The sequence below is a fragment of the Plantibacter sp. VKM Ac-2885 genome (assembly GCF_015351205.1).
Classification (GTDB): domain Bacteria; phylum Actinomycetota; class Actinomycetes; order Actinomycetales; family Microbacteriaceae; genus Plantibacter; species Plantibacter auratus.
This window is the reverse complement of sequence record NZ_JADKSK010000002.1, coordinates 12,797-37,282: the sequence shown is the minus strand read 5'-3', so window position 1 is coordinate 37,282 and position 24,486 is coordinate 12,797. Positions and strand designations below refer to the sequence as shown.

The window sequence follows — 24,486 nt, the reverse complement described above, 5'->3', positions numbered from 1 at the left end:
CGGCGCCTAGACTCCCGCGCATGGGTTATGTCGGAAGCGATCTCTGGGAGCTGCGGCAGCTCGTGGGGCATCGGCTCCTCGCGCTCCCGGGTGCGCAGGTGCTCGTGCTGGACAGCGAGGAGAACGCACTCTTCCAGCGGCGGGTCGACACCGGCCTGTGGGAGATCCCGGCCGGTAGCTGCGAGCCCGGCAGCAGCTTCGCGCAGACCGCAGTCATCGAACTCGCCGAAGAGACCGGTCTGTCAGTGGACGAGCGCGACCTCGAGCCGTTCGCCTGTCTCTCAGCTGCCGAGCACCACGTCCTCGACTACCCGAACGGCGATCGAGTCCATGCGTTCGCGATGTGCTTCGTCGCGCGCACGTGGACTGGTTCGCTGCGCGCCGAGGCGGACGAGGTCGTCGAGTTCCGCTGGGCTCCGCTCATTGCCCCGCCCACCCCGATGCACGGTCCTACCGTGGAGGTCCTGCGCCTGTTCGACGCCTACGCCGCGTCGGGAGCATTCCAGGCGGGATGACCTCGGCAGCCCACCGAGAGTGCAGAAGATGTCCGCCCAAGCCGCGTTTGAGAGCGTCTTGTGCGCTTTCGGTGAGCGCATCACCGCTCGCGCTCGCTCAGCCGGGCCGGATACGCTGGCGGGCGGGACGAGACGACCGCTCGACCCACGAGGGGATGCCGGATGCTGACTGACGCACTCACCATCGTCCTGGCGGTCGTGTCGGCGCTGCTCCTCGGATTCGCCGCCCGACGCGTGCTCGACGCCCCGGTCGGATGGCCGCGCAGCATCCTCGTCGGGCTCGTCGTGTTCGTCACCGGCCCACCGTTCGTGAACTGGCTGCTGCAACAGACCGGCCTGGTCCAGCCGGGTGAGTCCGGAGATGCTCGGGCGGCCTTCGCGGCGATCGCCGTCGCCCTCCTCGCGATCGGCTGGATCTTCGCGCTCGGCCTCGGCGTCCTCGTCGCCATCGAGGTCATCATCCCGACCCGGCCGCTGATGAACCCGATCGACGTCGTCCGCTCCGCGATCAAACGACGGCGACGGACGAGGCGATACCTGCAGATCCTCGCCATCGCGTCACGGCACGGCGCGGGCTGGCTCGTGCACGGCCGGTCCCGCGTCCAGCTCGAACTCACCACGAGCGAGCAGCGCGCCAACGCGATCATCGCCACGATCAACGATTCCGGCGTCACCTTCGTGAAGCTCGGACAGGTGCTCTCGACGAGACGCGACCTGGTGCCCGAGCCGTACCTCAGCGCCCTCGCGTCGCTGCAGTCCGAAGCGACCACGCTGCCCTGGCACGAGGTCCAGGTCGTCATCGAGACGGAACTCGGTGCTCCCATCGACACCGTGTTCGCGTCGATCGACTCCGAGCCGCTCGCGGCCGCATCCGTCGCGCAGGTGCACACCGCCGAGCTGCTCGACGGCACCCCCGTGGTCGTGAAGGTCCAGCGACCGGCCGCGCGGGTGCAGGTCGAGGCCGACGCCGACATCGTCGTCCGCCTCGCCGAGCGCGCTGAGACGCACACCAAGTTCGGGCAGGACCTCCGCCTCGCTTCGGTCGCGCGCGCCTTCACCTCGACGCTGCTCGAGGAGCTCGACTACCGGATCGAAGCCCGCAACGTGGAGATGATCCGCAGCACCTTGAAGCGTCGCGAGGAGCGCGACGAGGGCGTCCGGATCACGGTGCCACGCGTCTACCCGGCGGCCTCGGGTGCCCGCCTGCTCACCATGGACCTCGTGGACGGCTTGCCGCTCAGTCGAGCGCGGGACCGGATCGCGACCATCCCCAAGGAGGAACGCGAGACCCTCGCGACCGGCCTCATGGAGGTCGTGCTCGAACAGATCCTCGTGCACGGCGTCTTCCACGCCGACCTCCACCCGGGCAACGTCATCCTCCGCGAAGACGGATCGCTCGGGCTGATCGACTTCGGAGCCGTCGGCGTCATCGAGCGCAGCCAGCGGCAGCGACTCACCGCGGTGATGCTCGCGACCGTCAGCGAGGACGACATCGCGGCGACCGACGCCCTCCTCCTCATCGTCGACCTGCCTGAGGACGCCGACCTCGACGCCCTGCGCCACGACGTGGGCATCGTCATCACGACCGAGCGCCACCGTCCGGGTGGCGACGGCTCGATCTTCAGCCGGCTCCTCGACGTCATCCGGCAGCACCACATCGCGCTCCCCGGCGACCTCGCCGCCGCGTTCCGGAGCTTCGCGACCCTCGAAGGGTGCCTCAAGGCGCTCGACCCCGACTTCGACATGTTCGAACAGGCCCTCCCGATGGTCCCGCGTCTCCTCCGCCGCTCGCAGTCCATCCGGCAAACGGCGGTCACCCTGCAGGCGCAGGCCGCCGTCACCGCTGCGTTGGCCCGTAACCTCCCGCGTCGACTCGACTCGCTGCTGTCCGGACTCGAGGACGGGACGGTCGGCGTGACGCTGAAGGGCTTCGCCGACGAACCGGCGAAGGGACTCGTGGAGGGCGTGACCGCTGAGATCGTCGGAACCCTGATCTCGATCGCCGCCCTCGTGATCGCCGTGGTCCTCGTCGTCACCGGTGCCGGCCCGGTCCTCCCCGGCGGCCTGCGGGTGTTCGATTTGATCGCGGCGTTCATCGGGTTCCTCGGCTTCCTGGGGCTGCTGCGCGTCCTGCGACAGACCGTCGTCCGTCGGGGTCGGTGACCGGAGCACCCCGCTGTTCACCTGACGGCACTACCGTGATCGGGTGAGCGATCCCCGACTGCAACGACGCCTGGGCACGAGCGCCGCGGTGTTCATCGGCCTGGGCTCGATGATGGGCGCCGGCGTCTTCGCGGTGTTCCAGCCGGCGGCGGAGGTCGCCGGCGCGGGACTCCTCATCGGGCTCGTCATCGCCGCGGTCGTCGCCTGCTGCAACGCGATGTCCTCCGCGCAGCTCGCCTCGCAACTCCCCTCGGCCGGCGGCACCTACCTCTACGGCCGCGAACTCATCGGGCCGTGGTGGGGCTTCGCCGCCGGATGGAGCTTCGTGGTGGGCAAGACGGCGAGCGCCGCAGCCATGGCGGTCGCGTTCGCCGCGTATGCGGCACCGCCCGAGTGGAGTCGTCCGGTCGCCGCGCTCGCGGTCGCCCTCGTGGTCGTGACCAACTGCCTCGGGGTCACCCGCACCGCGACCGCGACCCGGGTGATCGTGGTGGCCGTCCTGCTGGTCCTCGCCGTGGTCGTCGGTTCAGGCGTCGTCGGGCCAGACGCCGGTTGGACGGGACTCGCGTCGCTCGGGTTCGACGCCAGCCCGCTCACCGTGCTGCAGTCGGCGGGGCTGCTGTTCTTCGCCTTCGCCGGGTACGCGCGGATCGCGACCCTCGGCGAGGAGGTCCGCGACCCGGCCAAGACGATCCCGCGCGCCATCGGGATCGCGTTCGCCGTCGCCGTGGTCGTCTACGCGGCCGTCGCGGTCGTGTCGCTGCTCACGCTCGGCGCGGACGGCCTCGCAGCCAGTGCACGACCCCTGGCCGCGGTGGTGGAGGCGAACGGCTGGCAGTGGGCTGCGACACTGGTGCGGCTCGGCGCGGCGGCGGCCTGTCTGGGGGCGCTCCTCGCCGTGTTCGCGGGCATCGGACGCACCGCCTTCGCGATGGCGAGGACCGGCGACCTGCCACGAGCGCTCGACGCGGTGCACCCGCGGTTCGCGACCCCCTACCGCGCGGAACTGCTCGTCGGCGCGGTCGTCATCGTGCTCGTCCTGCTCGTCGACCTCCGGAGCGCGATCGGGTTCTCCTCGTTCGGCGTGCTGCTCTACTACGTGGTCGCCAACGTCGCGGCGTTCCGCCAGACGCGCGAGCACCGACGGTACCCGCGCGCGGTCAGTGTGTTCGGCGCCGTCGGTTGCGTCGTCCTCATGTTCACGCTGCCGCCGACGTCGGTCATCGTGGGCACGGTGGTCGTGCTCCTCGGGTTCGCCGGGCGGGCGGTGCTGGCACCTCGACGAGCTCGGTGACCGGCCCCCGGTCCCTGAGCTTGTCGAAGGGCCGACCGGCTACAGCTGCGCGGAGAGGCGGAAGATGTTCTCGACGGCCAGTTCGGCGGCGATCGCGTCGCCGGCCTCGACCGCCTCGCGGAGTGCCGGGTAGCCCTGCTCCTTGGCAGCCCAGTCGGTGTTCTCCTCGGTGCGCGTCGCGGAGGACCGGTAGGTGAGGCCGTCGATGATGTCCTTCGTCGCAGCGACGAGTGTGGCGTTCGGGCACGCGGCGATGAACGCGTCGAAGAGCTCCCAGCTGAGTCGCCCGTGCTCGGCGATGTCGCGCTGCTCGACGACCACGATCACCTGGTTGATCGCGCGGACGAGCGCCTTCTTCTGCGTCGCGCCGAGGCCGGGGACGGTGACGCGGACGACACCGCCGAGCATCGCACCCAGCGTCTGCATGACCTCGGTGCGCTGTGCCGGGTCGGGCAGGGCGACGCGGGTGTACCGCTGTGCGGCCATCTCGATGAGGCCGACACGGGCGAGGTCGTTGAGGGCCTCGCGGATCGGCGTGCGGGAGATCCCGAGCCAGGACTGGAGTTCGCCGTCGTTGAGGTGCTCACCGGGCTCGAGGGTGCCGTCGAAGATGGCCGTGCGGATGCGTTCGACCGCGACCTCGCGGAGTGAACGACGCTCGACGGGCGGGTTGGCTGAGGGCACGGGCATGCGGGATCTCCTTCGTCGGCGAATGCTATGCCATCAGCGTACCGAATATCAGCGGATCCACCCGGGGTTGACGCGAGATCCCACGACACCTGACGGGCTGGGTCACCGCTCGGACCTCACCGGGTCGCCCTCGATCGGCGGCTAGTCCTGCGGGATGAGCGGGATGATGTCACGGCTCGGCGGCACGACCTCGCCGCTCTTGCTGCCGCCGATGACCTTGCCCTCTGTGCGGTCGTAGACGAGGTCGAACTCGGTCTCATCAGTGCGCACCCAGGCGCCGATCCAGCCCGTCGCCGTCTCACCGGCGGGCGTCGCCTGCAGGAGCGAGTAGCCGGCCGCGGCCATCGGCGCCTTCAGCTCCTCGGGCGTTCCGAGACCGAGCGTCACATAGTCGAGGTTGACGGCTCGGGTGGTGACGGAGACCCGGTAGGGGAAAACACTGCCGCCGTACTCGTCGCCGGCTTCGAGCCGGACCTGGACGAGCATCGGGCGCAGGCCGTCGGTGGTGCCGGCAGGCGCCGGGAAGTCGTCGACGATCGCGAGGGCGGTCACCTTCGTACCGTCGACGTCGTCGGTGAGTGTGTGCTCCTGGAGCGGCGTGCTCGGCGGCTGCGACACCGACGGCGTCGGCGGAGCGGAGGCGCGGTCAGCGTCCGACGAGGAGCCGGTGGAGCAACCGGTGAGGGCGAGGGCGGCGACCGTGAGAGCCGCGGCCAGGGTCGTTCGACGAGAACTCATGCGCATGCCTCAATCCTGTCAGAACGGGGTGGAGCGACCCGATGGGCAGCGCGGACCTTGACAGATCTCGACGATACGGTTCTCAGACCTCGGCGACGGCCGTACGCGCGTGTCGGGATGGAGCGTGTTCCCGAGCATCGAAGGACGCGCGGCATGATCGAGAACGGAATGGAGCGTGGCGTCGTCGAGGGGTTCGAACGGCTCGACGCGCTGCTCGGCCACTGAGTCGCGGACCTGCCGGGCGAATCGGCGGAGACCCGTCAGACAGCGCCACCGAAGTAGACCTCGACCTCCCGGACGGTGCCGTCGACGACGCGAGTCGCCTCCAGGTTGCGGTACGTCTTCCCTTGCACGACATACTCGTAGCGGCGGAGGACGATGCCGTCGGTCTCGACGATCTGGAGCGTCACCCCCGGGGTGTCGAAATGGTCGGCGCTCGGGAAGCAGCGTTCGAGCCAGGCCGCGCGATCGATGTGGTCGTCCTGCGGGCTCGTGAAGACGAAGTCCGTGTGCATGAGCGCCTCGGCGGCAGGCCGATCCTGCTCGCGGAACGCCCGCATGAACGTCAGAACCGTGTCGATCGCCGATGAACGCATGCGGTGATCCTACGCGCGGGCCTGGCGCTGCGGTCGGGGAAGGTGTCCGCGTGGGGCCCTTCGACAAGCGCAGGGACCGATTGTCTGTGCCTCGGTCCCTGCGCCTGTCGCGGGGCCCGCGGGAATCTCCCGCTCCGCACCTCGACAACGGCGGAACCTCGTTCCCTGAGCCTGTCGAAGGGCCCACGAACAACCTCCCCCACCGCACCTCGGCAGGCTCGGCGGACGCGTCATCGCCGGTCTCTGAACCTGTCGAAGGGGGCCCTGAGGAAGTATCAATTGTCGGATAAATGGGCTGATCAGCGGCTGATTCGGTAACCGTTCGAATGTCAGTGGTCCGTGTTTGGATGGATCCATGACCAGCACCGCACCGAACCCGCTCGCCGCCGCCGCGGCCGGGTTCGATGCCGTCTGGCAGGGCGCGCTCGACGCGATCCGCCCCGGCGCAGGTGTCGCGGAGCAGCTCGAGAACATGAACGACGAGGCGATCCTCCGTCTCCTCGACGAACTCGGCGCCGTGCAGCACGCGGTCGAGGTCCTCGCCGCCCGCGTCGTCGGCGCGATCGCCCTCCGACCTTCGCCTACTGGCCGCGACGGCACGCTCGTGCGGGCCGCCGGTTACGCGAACCCGGGCGTCATGGTGTCCGAGCGGTGGCGGGTGGCACGCGCCCGAGGCGCCGCGATCGCGGAGGTCGGTGCCGCGATCACGCAGCCTCGCGGGCTGCTCGGCGAGCTGGAGGAATGCCCGTTCCCGGCGGTCGCTGCGGCAGTCGAACCGACCCAGGATCTCGACGCCACAACCGAACTAACCGCCGATCCGCTCTCCGCCACGGCGGAAGATGACCCACGTGGCCTGAGCCTGCTCGGCACACCACGGGCACCCCTGAGCGTCGACGGGGCCGCGGTCATCGTCCGGGAGCTCCGCAACGCGGGCCGCATCTGCAGCAGAGGCGAGCTCGAGGCGGCGTCGGTCATCGCGATCGAGCACGCCGGACACACACCCCTGCAAGACGTCACCCGCATCGCGAAACTCGTCCGCACCCGCCTCGACCAAGACGGCCGCGAACCCCGCGACGAACTCCTCCGCCGAGCGGAACGCTGCACCATCCACGAACTCCCCACCGGCATGACCCTCCTCCGCGCCGAACTCGCCCCAGAAAGCGCCGCCTTCATCCGCGCCGGCCTCGACGCCCTGATCACCGCAAGCATCCGCAAACCCCGCTTCATCGACCCCGAGCAGCCGTCCGACACCGACGCCCCAGACGGGTCCGGTCACCCCATGCCCGCCACCACGCTCATCCCCATCGACCGACGCCGCGCCATCGCCCTCACCGAGACCTTCCGCCACCTGGCCGGCTGCAGCAGCGCCGCCACCGAACTCACCCCCGTCACCGTCATCATCCGCACCGACCACGACACCCTCGAAACCGGTCTCGGCACCACCACCATCGACGGCATCGACGAACCCATCGGCCCCGGCGCCCTCCGCCGCCTCGCCGCCGACGCCAACCTCATCCCCGCAGTGCTCCGCGGACCATCCCAGGTCCTCGACCTCGGCACCAGCACCCGACTGTTCTCCCGCGCCCAGAAACTCGCCCTCGCCGAACGCGACGGCGGCTGCGCCTGGACCGGCTGCACCCACCCACCATCCTTCACCGAAGCCCACCACATCACCTGGTGGTCCCGAGGCGGACCCACCAACCTCGACAACGGCATCCTCCTCTGCCCCTTCCACCACCACCGCATCCACGACGACCACTGGACCATCCGCGTCCAAAACGGTGTCCCCTGGTTCATCCCACCCAGCCACATCGACCGACACCAAACCCCCATCCGAGGCGGACGCATCCACCTCGCCGCCTGAACCCGGGGCACCCGCCTGCCCACACGCCGCCCTTCGACAAGCTCAGCGACCGAAACGGGAACCCAGCACACCCGGACACACTCAGGGAACGACGCCCTACTCGACAACCCGGCCATCCCGGTCCCTGAGCCTGTCGAAGGGCACACGAACAGCCGTTGAACCTGCCCTTCGACAAGCTCAGGGACCGAGACGGGAACCACGCTGCCTCGACAAGCTCAGCGACCGGACCACCCAACCCCCGAGCCACTCGAAGGGCCGATGACGAACCGTCCCACCCGCCCTTCGACAAGCTCAGGGACCGAGACGGGAACCACCACCCGTCGACAAGCTCGGTGAACGACGCCGTATTCGACAACCCAGCCATCCCGGTCCCTGAGCCTGTCGAAGGGCACACGAGCGACCACCCGCCCTTCGACAAGCTCAGGGACCGGGGACACGGACTCAGGGAACGGGGACACCGGCCCAGGGACCGGGGACACCGCCTCGAGGACCGTGGCTGCTGCCTCGGGGGCGGGGCGCCGGGCCGAGGAACGGGATCGAGCTCAGCTCAGGCGCTCGGGGCCGCCGTCGACTCCCGCACGATGAGCTGCGGCACCGAACGCACCACGCCGATGGAGTCCGCATCGCTCAGCACCTCGAGCAGCGTCGACATGATCGTCCGCCCGAGCTCCGGGAAGTCCTGCCGCATCGTCGTCAGCGGCGGCGCGAAGTGCTCAGCCTCCGGGATGTCATCGAACCCGACGACGCTCACGTCGTCCGGCACCCGCAGGCCCCGCTCCGACAGCGCGTGGATCACGCCGAGCGCCATCTGGTCGTTCGCCGCGAACACGGCCGTGAACAGCCCACCGACCCGTCCACCGGACCGCCCGTCGTCATCGTCTCCGACCCCGAGGTCCGCCACGAGCTCCCGCCCGAGCCGGAACCCGCTCGCCGGCGTCCAGTCGCCCACCAGCGGTTCGCGGGCGACGAGCCCGTGCTCGGACAGCGCATCACGCCACCCCCGCACCCGCTCCAACGCGTCCACCGAATCCGCCGGCCCCGCGAGATGGGCGATGCGGCGATGCCCCAACCCGACGAGGTGGTCGACGAGGATCCGCGCCCCCTGGTACTGGTCGATGGAGACACGGTGGAACCCGTCCCGGTGAGTCGACTCGACCGCGACGAGGGGCACCCCCAGCTCGATCCCGCGCACCGCGTCGAGCGCCCCACGATGCGCGGGGATGAGCACGATCGCCTCGACGTTCTGCCGCAGCAGCAACTCGACGGCCTGCCGCAGCGACGCCGGATCCGACTCCAGCATGCTCGCCATGCTCACGGCATACCGGGCGTCCCGTGCGGCCTCATTGAAGCCGAGCGCCGTACTCGACGGCCCGTAGTCCGGCCCACCGGTCGTGATGAGGCCGATCGTTCGTGAACGGCGGGTGACGAGCGACCGTGCGGCCTGCGAGGGCGTGTACCGCAACTGCGTGATCGCCTGCTCGACCCGCTGCCTCGTCGCCGGTCGCACGTTCGGCAGATCGTTGAGCACCCGGGACACGGTCTGATGCGAGACCCCGGCGAGGCGCGCCACATCGAAGATGGTCGCGACCCGTGCCCGCCCGTCGTCGTTACCCACCAGTGCTGCCGGCTCCCACCTGACGAGGTCCGCACGCCTCTCCCCGAGAAGCGTATCCGTCCGTTCACGGCACGGCTGCGCTCTCCGCGCCACCTCCAGCGGTTCGGCAGGTAGCCCGCATGGGCACCGCTCCCCATCGCCGGTGGACAGCCGACCTCGGTACCGTGATGGACGAGCCACCGGTCGCGCGGGCGCCGCGTGTTCAGCTGCGCGTCGCGACCGACACCCGAACAGGAGCACACATGATCATCTGGACCCGTTGGGGCATCGTCGTCTTCCTGATCTTCGGGCTCTCCGTCGGCGCCGGCTTCCTCATCAAGGCGATCGTCTCACCCGACGGCGGATCGGCGCAGTCCGGGGTGTTTGTCGGCATCGGATTCCTGCTCGGCGCCGTCGCCTGCTGGGCCTTCGGGAAGTTCGCGCTGGCGAAGCTGGACGCACCGCGGCCGGTCGTCGTCTGGCAGCAGCTCGCGCAGCCGTACGTCAACGAGCACGGCATCACCGTCAAGCAGGAGGCCGTGCCCGTGCGCCACCCGCAGACCGGCGAGCAGCTCTACAGCCGCCCGAGCTCCACACTCTTCTTCATCCCCGTCCGCTTCTGGGCGTACGTCATCGCCGCGCTGGGCGTCGTCACGATCGTCGTGAACGTGGTGCGCGGCTGACACTCAGCCCTGGCGACCCTTCCACCGCGGGTTCTGCTTGTTGATGACGAACACCCGGCCACGGCGGCGGACGATCTGGGACCCCGGCTTGTCCTTGAGCGACTTGAGTGAAGCGCGGACCTTCATGGCGACCTCCTGGTGATCACGATGCGTGCTACCTTGTTGAGAACGATTCTCAACAGAACGCACTGTAGCACCCATCGACCAGGAGAACCCGCCGTGACCACGCCTCACATGCCGCTGACCGTGACGCTCGTCCTCGGCACCTGTCCGCCGGAGCGTCGCACCGTGGCCCGACAGATCGCCGGACGATCCGCGGCGCTCGTCACGATCGAACGGCAGGACGACGCCGAGAGCGCCCACCCTGACATCGACGACGCGATCGACGCCGTCGCGCGACACCCGCTCGCTCCCCGGCACCTCGTCCTCGATTGCGGGAGCACGGTCCGCCCGGTCGACGCGGTCTCCGCCGTCCTCGGGCACCGCGACACGGCCGTTCTGGACGCCGTCGTGACCGTCGTCGACGCAGCCCATCTCCTGCACGACCTCCAAGACGACGAGTACGTCACCCACGACGAGGACGGCGACACGGCCTACACCGCACGGTCGATGATCACCGTGGAGCAGCTCGAGTACGCGGACACCATCGCCGTCGCAGGCCGACGCGGCGTCACACACGAGCGACTCGCGGTGCTCCTCGCGCTCCTCAGCCACCTGAACCCGACGGCGCTGACGCGGATGGTCGAACCGGTCGCGGCCCGACCGCGCGTCACACCCGGCGCTCCGGCGACCGCGAGCACCCGTGAGCCGCTCGCGCGCTACCGCGACTCCCCGTTCGAACTGGACCGCTTCAGCACCTCCCCCGGGTGGATCGCGATGCTGAACGGCGAGCACCGGCCGTGGGTGGATCACGACCGCGTGACCACCCTGCGGTTCGACAGCCCCCGGCCGATGCACCCGGAACGGCTCCTCGCATGCTTCGACGGACCGATCGAGGCGGGGCGGTTCGGCCAGGTCATCCGTACGGCGGGGTTCCTCGTCCTCGCGACGCGCGCCTCCCGCGTCGGCGTCCTGCAGCACGTCGGCTCGATGATCGATCTGGAACCCACGTCGTTCGAGACGAACGACCCCGGCGCACCGCTCGGTCAGGAGCTCGTCGTCACGGGGATCGACCTCGACGAGGTCGCCATCTCCGCCGCCCTGCACGCTTGCACCCTGACGGACGAGGAACTCCTCGCCGGGCCGGTGGCGTGGGCGCACTACCCCGACGCCTTCACACCATGGAGCACCACCCACGAGCGCTGAGCGGCCGGCCCGTCAACTGCCCGAAACGGTTCGGATCCCGGTCGATTTCATGCAGGTCCGGGCGACTCAGTGGATCCGCGCGCTCACCCACTCCTCGCGGACGAACCGCACGAACTGCTCGACGGCGGGAGACACCGCCCGGGCACGGCTGGTGGCGACACCGATCACCCGGACCGCCTCGTCGTCGAGCGGGACGAGCACGACGCCCTCCATACTCGTGGAATCGGGGAGAACGGCGATCCCGACCCCTGCGCGCACGAGACCACGGAGCGTCGACAGCTCGGACACCTCCATCGCCACCCGGGGCACGACGCCGTGCCTCGCGAAGTACGCGTCCGCGATCTGCCGGAGCCCCGAGTCCGTCGTCATCGCGAGGAACTCCGTCTGCTCGAGGTCGGACGCCGCCAACGACGTCCGATCGGCGAACGCATGCCCGACCGGCACACCCAGCGCGAGCCGCTCGGAGGTGAGCGGACGCCACTCGATGTCCGGATCACGCGGTTCCGGGCTGAGGAAGGCGACGTCGGCCGAGCCGGAGCGGAGCGCGTCCAACACACTGTCGGCCTTCCCGCCGTCGAGGACGAACCGGATGTCCGGCAGCAGCTGGCGGTACTCACTCACGATGCGCGGGATGAGCCAGCCACCGAGGGACGAGACGTAGGCGATGGACACGAGGCCCGCCGAGGGGTCGCGGAGCTCGTCGATCCGCGACTGCGCATTGTCGAGCTCGGTCTGCGCCCGGAGCGCGTGCACGAGGAGGATCTCGCCGTAGCGGTTGAGTTCGAGCCGGCTGCGGTGGCGGTCGAACAACTCGACCCCGGCGTCCGCCTCGAGCCGACCGATCGCCCTCGTGAGCGTCGACTGGGAGATACCGAGCGCCTCAGCGGCGTACGGGACGTGACCGTCTTCGGCGAGCGCCCGAAGGTACGCGAGTTCGTCGATCCTCATGCCCTCATGATGCCGCACCGGCGAGCCCGACTGGGGCGGCACCTCGACAAGCTCGGTGACCGGGGCGCGCTCGGTGACCGGATGAGGCTCGGCGACCGGGCGCGCTAGCGTGGTGCAGTGATCCGCAGACCGCGACCGAGCCAGGCGGCGACCGGCGCCCTCCTCGTCCTGGCCGGACTCGTCTGTCAGGAGCTCGGCGCGTCGATCGCGGTCACGCTGTTCCCGCAGGTCGGTCCGATCGGCATGGTGACGCTGCGCCTCGTGTTCGCCGCGCTCATCCTGCTGGCCGTCGCCCGCCCGGCCCTCCGCGGACACCCGAGGAGCGCCTGGGGATCGGCGGTCGGCTTCGGGCTCGTCCTCGCCGCGATGAACGTCTGCTTCTACCTGGCGCTGGACCGCATCCCGCTCGGCCCGGCGGTGACCCTCGAGATCCTCGGCCCGCTGGCACTCAGCGTCATCGCGGGTCGTCGATGGACGAGCGCGCTCTGGGCGGGCGTCGCCCTCGTCGGCGTCCTCCTCCTCGGCGGGGTGCTCCTCCACAGCGGACCGACGGCCGCACTCGACCCGATCGGCGTCGTCCTCGCACTCGCCGCCGGCGCCCTCTGGATCGGTTACATCCTGCTGTCGGCGCGGACGGGGTCGGAGTTCCCCGGCCTGAACGGTCTGGCGATCGCCGCCGCCATCGGCGCGCTCGTGACCATCCCACTCGCCGCGACGACCACGGGCATCGCCCTGTTCGATCCCGTCATCCTCCTGCTCGGCCTGGGCGTCGCCGCGCTCTCGTCGGCCGTGCCGTACGCGCTGGAGTTCGTCGCCCTCAGACGCCTCAGCGCCGCGACCTTCTCGATCCTGCTCGCATCCGCGCCGGCCATCGCCGCGATCGCCGGACTCCTCGTGCTCGGTCAGCAGCTCACGACACCGCAGTGGCTCGGCATCGCCTGCGTGGTCGGTGCCGGGATCGGCGCCGTGCTCTCAGCCAGGCGGGGTCGCGCACCCGAGGTGCAGCCGAGCATCGCGCCGAGCTGATCGTCGGGTCAGGACGCGGCGAAGCGGGCGTGCACGCGGGAGGACACCGTGATGTCCTCCGGCTTCAGGTCGAGGGCGGTGTCGCCGGCAGGTGCGGCGGCTCCGCGCATCATCGGCGCCGCGGTCTGGGTCCCCGAGGTGCGAGTCTCGTCACCCAGCATGCCGGGATCGGCCAATGCGACCGGTCGCACCGTGCCCAACCCGAGGCTCCGGGCGTAGGCGGTCGCGCGGTCCACGGCGTCGCGGACGGCGTTGTGCTGGGCCTCGGCCGTGATGCGGTGCTTCGTCGCCTCGGTGAGCGCCCAGGTGACGCCCGTCACCGTCACGCCGTCCTGGACCGCGATCTCCTCGGCCCAGCGGGCCAGCGACTGGAGGTCGGCGAACTTCACCTCGAGCGCGACCGCCGCATGGTGCACGAGCGGCAACTGCTTCCCGTCCTTGTTCCACGGCCGCTCACTCCACACCCGCAGCCGGTCGGCGGACCACCAGGTGACTGCCGACTGCGCGCGGAACTGCTCCGCCGTCTGGCTGAGCGCCCGGTGCAGCGCGGTGGTCCGGGAGACGACGGGCTCACGTTCGGGTCCCTGGAAGCCCGCCGAGATGAGGACGGTCCCACGCTCAGCCGGGTGGTGGTAGTCGAAGCGGCCCTCGACGGTGATGATCGTTTCGCTCATACCCGGCACTCTATCCCGCGACGGCGGCTACGCTCTGGACCATGACGGACGGCGGAACCTGGGCGGATCGACGACGTGGACGCCGGCGGGACGCACACGGTCCGGCGGGACGCGGGCTGCCGCCCGGCGACGTCGAGACGGTCGCGAAGTACCTCAAGGAGCGCGTCTACGCGACCTTCACCGGCCTCGCGATCGTCCTCGTGCTGGCGGCGAACGTGGAGCACCACGACGCGCCGGATGCGCTCTTCTCGCTCGTCATCGGCGTGGTCGGCATCACCCTCGCCGGCCTCGTCGCCGAGATGATCGCACACCTCGCCGCCCACGGGGCGTTCCCCGACGAGCGCGGGTGGCACTCCATGCTCCGGATCGCGTGGGGCTCGCTGCTCACCGTCGCGACCCCCACCATCCTGCTCGTGCTCGCCGTGTTCGACGTCATGGAACTCGAGACCTCCCTCCGCGTGTCCGCGATCGTCTACCTCGTCACCCTCGGGCTCAGCGGGTGGGTCGCCGTCCGGCGCGCGCGGCTGTCCCTCTGGCAGCAGCTCATCGCGCTCGCGGCCCTCGTGCTCCTGGGTGTCCTCGTCATCGGCGTGCAGGTCCTGGCCCACGGCTGAATCGCGGACACGAGCTCGGACCCTGACGGAAATGCCGGAGCGGTCGACGACGTTGAGGAGCACGTGAGCACACCGGAGACCGTCGACGTCGTCGTGATCGGCGCGGGTCAAGCCGGACTGTCGGCCGCGTACCACCTGCATCGGCGCGGATTCGTCCCGCTGGGCGCCACCGAGGGCCCGACCGCAGCACGCACCTTCGTCGTCCTCGACGCGAACGACGCCCCGGGCGGCGCCTGGCAGCACCGATGGCGGTCGCTCACCATGGCGACCGTCAACGGGATCTACGACCTGCCCGGCATGCCGAAGCCCGAGCTCGATCCTGCTTCCCCGAGTGTCGACGTCATCCCGCCGTACTTCGCGGCGTTCGAGGAGCGTTTCGCCCTCGCGGTCCGCCGCCCGGTGCAGGTCCGCGCCGTCCGCCGCGAGGACGACGACCCGCACGGCCGACTCCTCGTCGAGACCGCGGCGAGCGCCGACTCCTCGGGCACTGACTCCCCTGGCGCCGACTCCCCCGCCGTGTTCCGGGCGCGGGCGGTCGTGAACGCGACGGGCACCTGGACGAAACCGTTCTGGCCCGCGTACCCGGGGCGGGAACGGTTCGCCGGACGCCAGCTGCACGTGGCCGACTACGTCTCCGCTGACGAGTTCCGTGGCCAACGCGTCGTCGTCGTCGGTGCCGGCATCTCGGCCATCCAGCTGCTCGAGGAGATCTCGCGGGTGGCGGAGACGGTGTGGATGACGCGACGCGAACCGGAGTGGGTGGAGGACGACTTCGACACCGCCGCCCGGGTGGAGGCGATCAAGGGCGTCGAGGAACGCGTGCGCCAGGGCCTCCCGCCGGGCAGCGTGATCTCCGTGACGGGGATGCACTGGACGCCGTGGGCGCGGGCGGCCGAGGCGCGCGGTGTCCTGGTGCGTCAGCCGATGTTCCGCCGCATCGAGGAGCACGGCGTCGTCCTCGCCGACGGCTCCTTCCTCCCGGTCGACGCCATCCTCTGGGCGACCGGGTTCCGAGCGGCGCTCGACCACCTCGCCCCGCTCGGCATCCGACTCCCCGGGGGCGGCATCCGGATCGACGGCACCAGGGCGGCCGACGAGCCGCGGGTGCACCTCATCGGGTACGGCCCCTCAGCATCGACGGTCGGAGCGAACCGGGCCGGGCGGGCGGCGGTCATGGCGGTCCTCGCCGACCTCGACGCCGCCGTCCCGGTCCCACGGCACTGACCCCGTCACTGCACCGCGACGGGGATCGGCACGGCGGGAGCCCGCTCGGAGCGCACGAAGCCGATCCCGAGGAGGATGCACAGCCCGCCGAGGAGCTGCGCAAGTGACAGCTGCTCCCCCAGGAGGATCCAGGCGAACCCGGTCGCCGCGACCACTTCGAGGAGGCCCGCGAAGGAGGCGAGTCGGGAGCCGAGCATCTGACTCGCGGTGATGCTCGACGCGTAGGCGACGGCCGTCGACACCACCCCGACGAACAGGAGCGGCACCCACCACACGACGTCGGTGCCGAGCACCGTGACGTCGGCGTCGGAGGTCGTGAAGGGCACGCCGACGAGCCCCGCGAGCCACAGACTGAGCGCCCCGATGAGCAGACCGATGGCGGCGAACGCCACCGGCGGCAGCCCCTTCGCCGGCCGCGCCGAGATGACGTAGTACGCGGCGCAGCCCACCATCGCGAGGATGGCGAACAGCAGACCGACCGGGTCGAGCGTCGAGCCACCGCTCGGAGCGACGACGAGCACGAGCCCGACGAGCGACACGACGGAGCCGACGAGGACGACCGTCGCGGGACGACGTCGGGTCAGCACCCAGGCGACGGCGACGAGCAGCAGCGGTGCCATGTACTCGACGAGGATCGCGGTCCCGACGGCGATGGTCTGCAGCGCCGCGAAGTAGACGAGCTGCGTCGCCGCCACCCCGATGAGTCCCATGCCGAGCAGCCGCCAGCGTCCACGCCAGACCGCGTCCCAGCGACCGCGGAGCGCGATGAGGGCGAACGGGGCGAGTACCAGGCCGCCGATCAGGGCGCGGACGGTGACCGCGGCAGCGGGGCTCCACCCCGACGCGAGCACCGGCTTGATGAACGCGCCAGAGGTACCGAAGGCGACCGCGGCGAGCACCGCGACGAGCAGACCGACCGTGGTCGAGGACGTGTGCTTCATGGGGTGTCTCCAGCTGCCGCGAGTGGGGCCGGCAGAAGAGGTGGACGCCCGGCTGAGATGAAGCTACTCTCGGAGAGAGTAAGGAGTCAACTTGCATTTTGCCCCTGACACCGAGGATGCGCTGCTCTTCGCCGCGCTGCTCGTGAACACCCGCGCATCGGCGTCCCGAAGCGGACTCGACGAGCTCGCGACACCGCCGCAACTCGTCGAGCTCCTGCGGGTCAGTCGGTACTCGGGTCGGGTCGACGGCGATGAGCCCGAGCGGGCCGCGGTGGCCAGGCTCCGGGAACGGATCCACGCACTCTGGGCCTCCGACGCGGACGCCCCGGACACCCGCGACCGCGCCGTCACCGAGATCAACGCGATGCTCCGGGAGTCCGCCGCGCTCCCCCAGCTGCGCCGCCACGACGGCTTCGACTGGCACCTCCACGCCACCGAGTTCGACGCACCGCTCGTCGACCGCGTCCAGACCGAGATCGCCATGGCACTCGTCGACGTCGTCCGGTCCGACGCCTGGGACCGCCTGCGGCTCTGCGCCGCCGAGGATTGCGACGGCCTGCTCGTCGACCTGTCCCGCAACGGTTCGAAACGCTACTGCTCCGTCCGCTGCAGCAACCGCGTCAACACGATCGCGTTCCGCGCGCGGGCGCAGTAGCGGTCGTCAGCAGGCCCGGACGACGCTCACGACCGCGCGCTCGTCACATCCCAGAGATGGTGCACCGGGTCGTGGATGAAGTAGCGGCCGAGGGTCTCGGTCGTGAAGCGCGCGCCGTCGCTCCGTCGACCCGTCCGCGTGAGCGCCTCGTCCGGTACCCGCTCGAACGCTGCGGCAAGCACCGTCGCGGCCTCGACCAGCTCCGCCGACACCCGGTTCGGGTCCTGCTCGCCGTAGCGCTCCTCCAGAGCCGTCGCGTCCTGGTCCCAGTTCTCGAACGCGGGATCGTCTTCGTCGAGGACGAGCCGCAGCCGGACGTCGAAGATGCGGAACACGTCCCGCACGTGGGCCGCGTACTCGAGTGGCGACCAGGCCTGCGGGTCGGGCCGCTCCCGGACGTCGGCACGCTCCAGCACCGCCGGCCACGCGGCGGCGTTCGCCAGGATCAACCCGGGGAGTTCCCGGAACCCGAACCGCGAGGTGTCCATCCCGCACTCGGGACAGGCGCGCTCGAGGACCCAGGTCCAGTTCTTCGTGTCCGGGACGATGGTGCCGTCGTCGGGGGTGTTCGTCGTCATGGGTTCACTCTAGGAAGCGGCATGGCCCAGCGCCCTCGCGAAAGCGTCATCGTGCCGCGATCCGCCGCCACAGTCCGCTGGCGGCGCCGTGCCGATGCCTCCGTTACCCGGCGGGGGCGACCGGCGGGGCGCAGACCATCGCCGCGGCGGCGAGCTGCTCCGCCATCTGCTGCTCGGACCACGGGAGTGCGATCTCGGGGGCCTTCTGCCCGCTCGCCGGTGCCGCCTTCGCACCGATCGACGCGAGCTGCATCGCGAGCGTCTGCGCGAAGCCCGCACCGAGCGTCGAGTTGTTGAGCATGACGACGACCGTCAAGCCGGAGGTCGGGTCGGAGAAGGCCGCCGAGAGCGACCCGGGGATCGACCCGGCCTGCCCCCGGAGCGGACCGATCTGCAACCCACCCACGCCGAAGCTCTTCCAGGTCGGCTCAGCCTCACCCAGCGAGACAGGGTCCTTCCACTGCTTCTTGTACGTGCTGTCGTTCAGCAGCGAGCCGGACGCGAAGGACTGGGTGAACTTCCGCAGATCGTCGACCGAGGAGACGACGCCACCGGCGGTCCACACCATCGAGGTCGACAGCTCGGTCTCGTCCGTCGGTGCGTCGCACTGGTAGGTGCCGTCCGCGACCCGCGGCGTCAGGTACCCCTTGGGGTGCGACCCCGGAAGCTCGACGGTGGAGGCGTCGGGGAAGCTGGACTTCGACATGCCGAGCGGCGAGAACACGTAGTGGTCGTACAGGGACTGCCACGACTGACCGGTCAGCTCCTCGAGCGCCATGCCGAGCAGGATGTACCCGGTGTCGCTCGAGCCGAAGAGCGCCCCCGGAGCCGTCCGCGTGCCGCTCGCGAGGCCGTTCGCGAGGATCTCGGCCATCGACCAGTTGCGGGTCGGGTTGGTGACGAACTGGGCGTTGAGCGCGGGCGTGTAGGTGCCGAGCCCCGACGTGCCGTTGCACAGCTGCTGGTAGGTGATGCCCTCGATGCCCTGGACCTGCGGGAGGGTCTTGTGGACCTGGTCGGTGAGCTTGATCTTGCCCTCGTCGACGAGCTCGAGGAGCACGGTGCAGGTCATCGGGCGCGTGGTGTCGCCGATGCGGTAGACCATGGACGGATCCATCTTGGTCTTGCCACCCGGCTCGGTCGTGCCGACGCCGGCCGTGTAGCTCCCGGCCCACGGCGCCCAGACGCCGACGATGGCCCCGGAGGATCCGGACTGGGTGACGGCGGCCTCGACCGCCGCTGTGATGGCGTCGGTCGTGTCGCCGGCGAGTGTGCCGCTGACCTGGTCGGGGAAGTCGGTGTCGGACACCGAGGGGCCCGAGCATCCGACGAGCACCGTCGCGAGGGTCGCCGCGGTAAGGAGTGCGGCGAGACGCCGTCGCCTCGGAGCTGTTGCAGTCAAGTCATCCCCCTGATGAGCGGTCTGCGGAGCTGCAGACTGTTCCCGATTGTAACCGGGCGCGGCTGGGAGCTGCGGTCGCACGCCGCGCGCCGGTCACTCGGGCGGCGGGCCTGGTGCCGGGCCCGGTGATGGTGTTCCCTGGAGAGGTGACCTCGAACGCCTTCCCGCAGACCACCGTCGACGCCGTCCTGGCGCACATGAACGGCGACCATCCCGACGACAACCTGCTCATCGTGCGCGCCTTCCTGGAACCGGCGGCCGAGACCGCCACCATGATCGCGCTGGACGGGACGGGTGGCGAGTGGACCTGGACGGTCGACGGCACCGCCGCGGGTGGTCGGGCGCCCTGGCCCGCCGGCACGATCACCGAGCGCGGCGAGATCCGACGCGAGGTCGTCGCCCTCTACGACGCCGCGGGCGCCCGTCTGGGTGTGGAGCCACGCCCGCACGACTGAGCGACGACGGCCGGACGATCGCTGCGGTCAGGAGACGGACCGTGCCCCGCTCGGCCGGTCAGCCGCGAATCCCCGCCGAGCGGGACCGGCCGACGCGCAGCACCACGAGCACGAGGCCGGCGAGCACGAGGAACCCCGCAGCCCAGAGCGTGTCGCCGGTGCCGACTCCCGTGCGGGCGAGGTCCGCTTCCGCGGGCCCAACGGCGTCGGCGACCGGTCCAGCGCCGCCGTCGACCGGTCCAGCGCCGCCGTCGACCGGCGTGACCGGCGGTTCGACGGGCGTGCCCGGGTCCTCTGGAGTGACCGGCCCGGTCTCGTCCTCGAGCGCGACGAAGAACGAGAACTCGGTGGCCGGGCTCGTGGCGACGCCGGCGTTCGCCGTGGCCGTCCACCGCTTCTCGCCCACGCCGACGGCCTCGACCGTGCAGCTGAACGTTCCGGTCGGGGTCGAGAAGGTGAGACAGAGGAAGCTCCCCGCCTCGCGCACCTCGATCAACTTCGACGGTTCGGCCTCACCCGTGACGACGACGCGCTCGCCGACGATCCGCTCCCCGGCGGCCGGGGAGATGATCCGGGGAGCCGCGTTGACGAGGTACTCGAAGGTGTGGTTGACGGACACGACGCCGGCCGTCGACGTCTCGACGACGGACACCTCGTGCGCCCCCGGAGCGAACGCGACGTCGGGGGTGCACGACCATCGGCCTCGATCGGTGGCCGTGGCGGCGCAGACCGTCCGCTCGGCGGCATCGAGCACGACGACCGAGGATCCGGGCGTCGCCCGGCCGGCGAACTCGGGCCGCGCCTCTCCGACTTGCGCGGCTGGTGACGTCACCGACAGCTCGGACGACGGCACCGGGATGAAGGGCGCCTCCCGGTCGAAGTCGATCCCGACGATCGGGACGATCCGCCCGCTCAATGCCGCGAACTCGTCCTGCAGCGCCTCCGCGGCTTCCAGGCCGCCGGGCTTCCCCTCGATGAAGAAGAACGCCTCGACCGGCAGCTCCGGCGTGCTCTCGACGGTCCACGCACCGACCACGACCTCGTTCCACAGGGCGTCCAGGTAGTCGTCCACCGGGAGGAGCGCGCGGATCTCCAATGAGGCGGCGAACCCGTCGAGATCCGCCCCGAAGGCACAGTTGCCGTTCTTCCACTCGAGGCTGTCGAAGTGCCGCGACCAGGCGACGCCGGAGTCGATGCCCTGTTCCAGGCAGGGGGCACTACTGCCCTCGGGATTGCCGTACTCCACCTCGACGGTCGAGCGGTCGCAGCTGTCCGGTCGGGTGTTGGTCGCGGCGTCGGAGGGGAACGCGCACCGGAGCCGCATCTGCGACTCCTGGTCGGCCCACGGCTGCAGGATCATTCCGGCCGACGCGGCCGGCCAGAGCGTCTCGATGCCGAGATCCGCCCGCAAGTAGCTGAACGAGGCGCCGTCGCGGGAGATCTGGAGCGGGGTCGGGAGCACCGTCGAGGTGGTGCGGACGACGACGCCGTTGCAGAAGTAGGCGGCTTCGCCACCGTCGCAGGACCTGGCGGTGTCCGCGTAGCGGGCGTTCAGGACGTCCGCGATGGTCGCGTCTGCGACCGTTCCGGCGGGCTCCACTGGAGCGGACCGGGGCGACTCGGCGAGCGCCGACGCGGCCGGTGAGGCCAACACGCTCACGAGGGCCAGCGCGGCGGCGGCAGTGGCACGCCGTGCGGCGCGTGCAGGATGCAGGAGCATGAGGGGACCTTTCAACTGGACCGGGTCAGCCTACAACTGGAATACCAGACGCAGAAATCGGACGAATGGTTGAACGGTCGCCGGGACCAAACCGAGAAGCGGCCGACCTCCGAATCACCTCACGCCTCGGATCAGCCCGAGGCTCGACCGAACTCAGGAGGCTTCCATGCTCCACTCACCCAACCGGCTCCTCGCCGCCGTCTTCGGCGCGGTCTACGTGGTCGTCGGACTCCTCGGCGGGATCGTCGCCGGCGGCCTGCCCGTCCTCACCACCGAGGGTGGCCTCCTCCTCGGGATCTTCGAGGTCAACCCGCTGCACAACATCGCGCACGTCCTCATCGGCGCGGCCCTGCTCATCGCCGGGCTCTCGAACGTCGTCGCGGCCAAGACCGTCAACACGGTGGTCGGCGGGTTCTACCTCCTGCTCGGTGTCGTCGGCTTCTTCATCGTGGGTTCCGCGCTGAACATCCTCGCGCTCAACACGGCCGACCACTTCCTCCACCTCGCGAGCGCCGTGGTGCTGCTCGGTGCCGGACTGGCTGCGGACAAGCGCACGCACCGGGTGGCGACGGCCTGACATGTCGGTCTCCGTCGAACGTCAGGACGCCCGGGCGGGCGCCGGCACAGCGGTCCGCTCCGGGACGACGTCGATCTCGAACAGCCTGCTCGCGATGTGCGCGCTCGGCGCCGGTCTCGTGCTGATCGCGACCGGTGCCGGGTCCTCCCCCGTGGGCGCGATCCCGCTCGTCACCCTGGGCGTCGCCGCACTGCTGTGGTCCGTCGTGGTCCTCGTCCGCGACCGGGTGCCGGGCCTCCGAGCGTCCTTCGCCGGCGCGGTGGGCACGGTCGTCGTCTGGGTGGCGCTGTACGGACTCGCCTCCCTCGGCGTCACGACCGTGCCCCCGTTCCTGCCGACCCTGTCATCCACGGTCCTGCTGCTCGTCGTCGCCGGGGTGCTCGCACGGCGACTCCGGCGGGTCACCCTCGCATCGACGGCGCCGGACGAACTCGATCTCGACGCCCTAGTGACGCGCGCGAACCGCCGGCCACATCGCGAGCCGAGCACGGGACGGTACGTGCTCACCCTGCTCGCCGGGGCAGCGGTCGTGGCGGCGCTCACGACACCGGCGCTGGCGCAGACCAACGCCGGTGCGTTCGCGGTCCCGCACGGTTCCCTGCACAGCAGCCACTGATTCCCTCCACAGCGACAGATTCACCCTCCCGTTCTCGAGCCCGGCCCGTTACACTTAGGCAACCCTTACCGAGCCAGCCGACGCGGAGTCCGACATGAGCACTGTGATCCCCTTCTCCCAGGCCCTGCGCGAGCGCACGTCATCCGGCCATGCCTCCAGCGAGGGGGCGGACTTCATGAGCGACCTCATGACCGGGAAGGGCTCGAAGGAGGACTACATCGCCCTCGTCGCGCAGCACTTCTTCATCTACGAGGCTCTGGAGGCCGCAGCCGACCGCATGCGCGCCGATGCCGTCGCCGCTCCGTTCATCAGCGACAAGCTGACGCGTCTCCCCGCCATCGTGCAGGACCTCGAGTTCCTCATCGGTCCGGACTGGCGCGAACAGATCACCCCGCTCCCCACCACCGCCCGGTACGTGGCACGGATCAACGAGGTCGGCGCCGTCTGGCCCGGCGGCTTCGTCGCGCACCACTACACCCGGTACCTCGGCGACCTCTCTGGCGGGCAGATCATCCGCACGCTCATGCAGCGCCAGTTCGGCTTCGACACCAACGGCGTCGGCTTCTACCTCTTCGGCGATATCGCGAAACCGCGCGAGTTCAAGGACACCTACCGCGAGCAGCTCGACGCCGTCCCGTGGGACGACGAGGAGCAGGCCCGCGTGATCGACGAGGTCATGGTGGCGTACCGCTTCAACACCGACCTCTTCCGCGACCTCGCGACCGCGAAGGCCGCAGCGACCGCCGTCGCCTGATCCGTCCGTCCATTCGCCCATTCTTGGGGGAATGGGTGTTCGTTCGCCCAAACATGGGCGAACGAACTGCGGGCGGCGAAACACCCCTCCCGCCGCTCGCACGCCCGGCGTAGCATCTCGGGCATGGACGTCATCCTCGTACCCGGTTTCTGGCTCGACGCATCCTCCTGGAGTGCGGTCACACCCCCGCTCGAAGCGGCAGGCCATCGGGTCCGACCGCTCACCCTCCCCGGCCTCGAGAGCGTCACTGCCGACCGCGCGGGCATCGGCCTCCGCGACCATGTCGACGCCGTGGTCGCCGAGATCGACGCCGGCGACGAGCCGGTCGTGCTCGTCGGGCATTCCGGCGGCGGCGCCATCATCTCCGCCGCGATCGACGCCCGCCCTGACCGCGTCGTCCGCGCCGTGTACGTCGACTCGGGTCCGCTCGCCGACGGCGCGTGCATCAACGAGGAACTCCCCTCGTCGGGCTCCGAGATCCCGTTGCCCGACTGGACGGTGTTCGACGCGGAGGACCTCGTCGACTTGGACGAGGAGCTCCGTGAGCAGTTCCGGGCCAGAGCCGTCCCGCAACCGAAGGGCGTCGCTGTCGACCGACAGCAGCTCTCCGACGACGACCGTCGTCTGTCCGTCCCGGCGACCGTGGTCGCGTGCGAATTCTCCTCGGAGATGCTGCGCGGCCTGATGGAACAGGGCCACCCGTACGTCGCGGAACTGGCACGGCTACAGGACGTCGAGTTCGTCGACCTCCCGACGGGCCACTGGCCGCAGTTCACCAAGCCGGCCGAACTCGGCGCGATCCTGCTCCGGGCCGTCGACCGCACCTGAGGTCACGCCACCCGGCCGCTGATTCAGCGCGG

Annotated in this window: 26 protein-coding genes; 15 read left to right on the top strand and 11 right to left on the bottom strand. The window is 70.5% G+C overall.

Going from position 1 to position 24,486, the window contains the following annotated elements:
• The first annotated feature begins 20 nt into the window (after positions 1-20).
• From ITJ66_RS12730 to ITJ66_RS12720, 3 genes are all read left to right on the top strand, one after another.
• Positions 21-515, top strand: a complete 495-nt coding sequence (locus ITJ66_RS12730) for an NUDIX domain-containing protein (protein WP_192019755.1) — start codon at positions 21-23, stop codon at positions 513-515.
• Between the two features lie 162 nt (positions 516-677).
• Positions 678-2,678 (top strand): AarF/ABC1/UbiB kinase family protein, encoded by a 2,001-nt coding sequence (locus ITJ66_RS12725; RefSeq protein ID WP_194644866.1) that lies wholly within the window; start codon positions 678-680, stop codon positions 2,676-2,678.
• A 43-nt stretch (positions 2,679-2,721) separates the two neighbouring features.
• A complete protein-coding gene (locus ITJ66_RS12720) occupies positions 2,722-3,972 on the top strand; it encodes an amino acid permease (RefSeq protein WP_194644865.1) in 1,251 nt (416 codons plus the stop codon).
• A 39-nt stretch (positions 3,973-4,011) separates the two neighbouring features.
• Here ITJ66_RS12720 and ITJ66_RS12715 read toward each other — a convergent pair whose 3' ends face one another.
• The 3 genes from ITJ66_RS12715 to ITJ66_RS12705 form a co-directional block, all read right to left on the bottom strand.
• On the bottom strand, positions 4,012-4,662 hold the full coding sequence (locus ITJ66_RS12715) for a GntR family transcriptional regulator (protein ID WP_137244261.1): 651 nt from the start codon (positions 4,660-4,662) through the stop codon (positions 4,012-4,014).
• A 141-nt stretch (positions 4,663-4,803) separates the two neighbouring features.
• The gene (locus tag ITJ66_RS12710) at positions 4,804-5,400 is read right to left on the bottom strand and encodes a hypothetical protein (RefSeq protein WP_194644864.1); all 597 of its coding nucleotides are present in this window, start codon (positions 5,398-5,400) and stop codon (positions 4,804-4,806) included.
• A 260-nt stretch (positions 5,401-5,660) separates the two neighbouring features.
• Positions 5,661-5,996, bottom strand: a complete 336-nt coding sequence (locus tag ITJ66_RS12705; RefSeq protein ID WP_194644863.1) for a nuclear transport factor 2 family protein — start codon at positions 5,994-5,996, stop codon at positions 5,661-5,663.
• A 355-nt stretch (positions 5,997-6,351) separates the two neighbouring features.
• On the opposite strand from ITJ66_RS12705, the gene ITJ66_RS12700 reads away from it, so the two are divergent.
• Complete coding sequence (locus ITJ66_RS12700) at positions 6,352-7,860, top strand: HNH endonuclease signature motif containing protein (RefSeq protein WP_191942069.1); 1,509 nt, start codon at positions 6,352-6,354, stop codon at positions 7,858-7,860.
• Positions 7,861-8,407: 547 nt separating this feature from the next.
• Here ITJ66_RS12700 and ITJ66_RS12695 read toward each other — a convergent pair.
• Positions 8,408-9,475, bottom strand: a complete 1,068-nt coding sequence (locus ITJ66_RS12695) for a LacI family DNA-binding transcriptional regulator (protein WP_194644862.1) — start codon at positions 9,473-9,475, stop codon at positions 8,408-8,410.
• A 242-nt stretch (positions 9,476-9,717) separates the two neighbouring features.
• Between ITJ66_RS12695 and ITJ66_RS12690 the strand changes: the two genes are divergently transcribed.
• Positions 9,718-10,137, top strand: coding sequence for a hypothetical protein (locus ITJ66_RS12690; protein WP_064294781.1), 420 nt, complete (start codon positions 9,718-9,720; stop codon positions 10,135-10,137).
• A 3-nt stretch (positions 10,138-10,140) separates the two neighbouring features.
• Here the strand turns inward: ITJ66_RS12690 and ykgO are convergent, their stop codons facing one another.
• Positions 10,141-10,263: a type B 50S ribosomal protein L36 gene (gene ykgO / locus ITJ66_RS12685; protein ID WP_079707423.1), complete on the bottom strand. Its 123-nt coding sequence runs from the start codon at positions 10,261-10,263 to the stop codon at positions 10,141-10,143.
• A 93-nt stretch (positions 10,264-10,356) separates the two neighbouring features.
• Between ykgO and ITJ66_RS20180 the strand changes: the two genes are divergently transcribed.
• Entirely contained in the window at positions 10,357-11,442 is a 1,086-nt protein-coding gene (locus ITJ66_RS20180) for a GTP-binding protein (protein WP_194644861.1), read from the top strand.
• 66 nt (positions 11,443-11,508) lie between these two features.
• Here ITJ66_RS20180 and ITJ66_RS12675 read toward each other — a convergent pair whose 3' ends face one another.
• On the bottom strand, positions 11,509-12,390 hold the full coding sequence (locus ITJ66_RS12675; RefSeq protein WP_192019763.1) for a LysR family transcriptional regulator: 882 nt from the start codon (positions 12,388-12,390) through the stop codon (positions 11,509-11,511).
• A gap of 117 nt (positions 12,391-12,507) precedes the next feature.
• Between ITJ66_RS12675 and ITJ66_RS12670 the strand changes: the two genes are divergently transcribed.
• Positions 12,508-13,416 (top strand): DMT family transporter, encoded by a 909-nt coding sequence (locus ITJ66_RS12670; RefSeq protein ID WP_370582647.1) that lies wholly within the window; start codon positions 12,508-12,510, stop codon positions 13,414-13,416.
• A gap of 8 nt (positions 13,417-13,424) precedes the next feature.
• Here ITJ66_RS12670 and ITJ66_RS12665 read toward each other — a convergent pair whose 3' ends face one another.
• A complete protein-coding gene (locus ITJ66_RS12665) occupies positions 13,425-14,090 on the bottom strand; it encodes an SIMPL domain-containing protein (protein ID WP_194644860.1) in 666 nt (221 codons plus the stop codon).
• Between the two features lie 41 nt (positions 14,091-14,131).
• Between ITJ66_RS12665 and ITJ66_RS12660 the strand changes: the two genes are divergently transcribed.
• Both ITJ66_RS12660 and ITJ66_RS12655 read left to right on the top strand, forming a co-directional pair.
• On the top strand, positions 14,132-14,704 hold the full coding sequence (locus ITJ66_RS12660; protein ID WP_192019764.1) for a hypothetical protein: 573 nt from the start codon (positions 14,132-14,134) through the stop codon (positions 14,702-14,704).
• A gap of 63 nt (positions 14,705-14,767) precedes the next feature.
• Positions 14,768-15,928 (top strand): NAD(P)-binding domain-containing protein, encoded by a 1,161-nt coding sequence (locus ITJ66_RS12655; protein WP_194644859.1) that lies wholly within the window; start codon positions 14,768-14,770, stop codon positions 15,926-15,928.
• Positions 15,929-15,933: 5 nt separating this feature from the next.
• Here ITJ66_RS12655 and ITJ66_RS12650 read toward each other — a convergent pair whose 3' ends face one another.
• Positions 15,934-16,869: a DMT family transporter gene (locus ITJ66_RS12650; RefSeq protein WP_194644858.1), complete on the bottom strand. Its 936-nt coding sequence runs from the start codon at positions 16,867-16,869 to the stop codon at positions 15,934-15,936.
• Between the two features lie 91 nt (positions 16,870-16,960).
• Between ITJ66_RS12650 and ITJ66_RS12645 the strand changes: the two genes are divergently transcribed.
• Positions 16,961-17,524 carry an ABATE domain-containing protein gene (locus ITJ66_RS12645; protein WP_192006889.1) on the top strand — a complete coding sequence of 188 codons (564 nt, stop codon included), beginning with the start codon at positions 16,961-16,963 and terminating at the stop codon, positions 17,522-17,524.
• Positions 17,525-17,550: 26 nt separating this feature from the next.
• On the opposite strand, the gene ITJ66_RS12640 is transcribed toward ITJ66_RS12645, so the two are convergent.
• Both ITJ66_RS12640 and ITJ66_RS12635 read right to left on the bottom strand, forming a co-directional pair.
• Positions 17,551-18,102, bottom strand: a complete 552-nt coding sequence (locus ITJ66_RS12640; RefSeq protein WP_194644857.1) for a DinB family protein — start codon at positions 18,100-18,102, stop codon at positions 17,551-17,553.
• A 103-nt stretch (positions 18,103-18,205) separates the two neighbouring features.
• Complete coding sequence (locus ITJ66_RS12635; RefSeq protein ID WP_194644856.1) at positions 18,206-19,504, bottom strand: serine hydrolase; 1,299 nt, start codon at positions 19,502-19,504, stop codon at positions 18,206-18,208.
• 146 nt (positions 19,505-19,650) lie between these two features.
• Here ITJ66_RS12635 and ITJ66_RS12630 point away from each other — a divergent pair, with 146 nt between their 5' ends.
• Positions 19,651-19,959: a DUF2470 domain-containing protein gene (locus tag ITJ66_RS12630; protein ID WP_370582646.1), complete on the top strand. Its 309-nt coding sequence runs from the start codon at positions 19,651-19,653 to the stop codon at positions 19,957-19,959.
• Positions 19,960-20,017: 58 nt separating this feature from the next.
• Here the strand turns inward: ITJ66_RS12630 and ITJ66_RS20045 are convergent, their stop codons facing one another.
• Positions 20,018-21,679, bottom strand: a complete 1,662-nt coding sequence (locus tag ITJ66_RS20045; RefSeq protein WP_194644854.1) for an Ig-like domain-containing protein — start codon at positions 21,677-21,679, stop codon at positions 20,018-20,020.
• Positions 21,680-21,845: 166 nt separating this feature from the next.
• On the opposite strand from ITJ66_RS20045, the gene ITJ66_RS12620 reads away from it, so the two are divergent.
• The 4 genes from ITJ66_RS12620 to ITJ66_RS12605 all read left to right on the top strand — a co-directional run bounded on the left by ITJ66_RS12620 (position 21,846) and on the right by ITJ66_RS12605 (position 24,454).
• The gene (locus ITJ66_RS12620; RefSeq protein WP_192019770.1) at positions 21,846-22,256 is read left to right on the top strand and encodes a DUF4383 domain-containing protein; all 411 of its coding nucleotides are present in this window, start codon (positions 21,846-21,848) and stop codon (positions 22,254-22,256) included.
• A gap of 1 nt (position 22,257) precedes the next feature.
• Positions 22,258-22,872: a hypothetical protein gene (locus ITJ66_RS12615; protein WP_194644853.1), complete on the top strand. Its 615-nt coding sequence runs from the start codon at positions 22,258-22,260 to the stop codon at positions 22,870-22,872.
• Positions 22,873-22,966: 94 nt separating this feature from the next.
• Positions 22,967-23,626, top strand: a complete 660-nt coding sequence (locus tag ITJ66_RS12610) for a heme oxygenase (biliverdin-producing) (RefSeq protein ID WP_137244281.1) — start codon at positions 22,967-22,969, stop codon at positions 23,624-23,626.
• Between the two features lie 123 nt (positions 23,627-23,749).
• Entirely contained in the window at positions 23,750-24,454 is a 705-nt protein-coding gene (locus tag ITJ66_RS12605) for an alpha/beta fold hydrolase (protein WP_194644852.1), read from the top strand.
• The last annotated feature ends 32 nt before the right edge of the window (positions 24,455-24,486 follow it).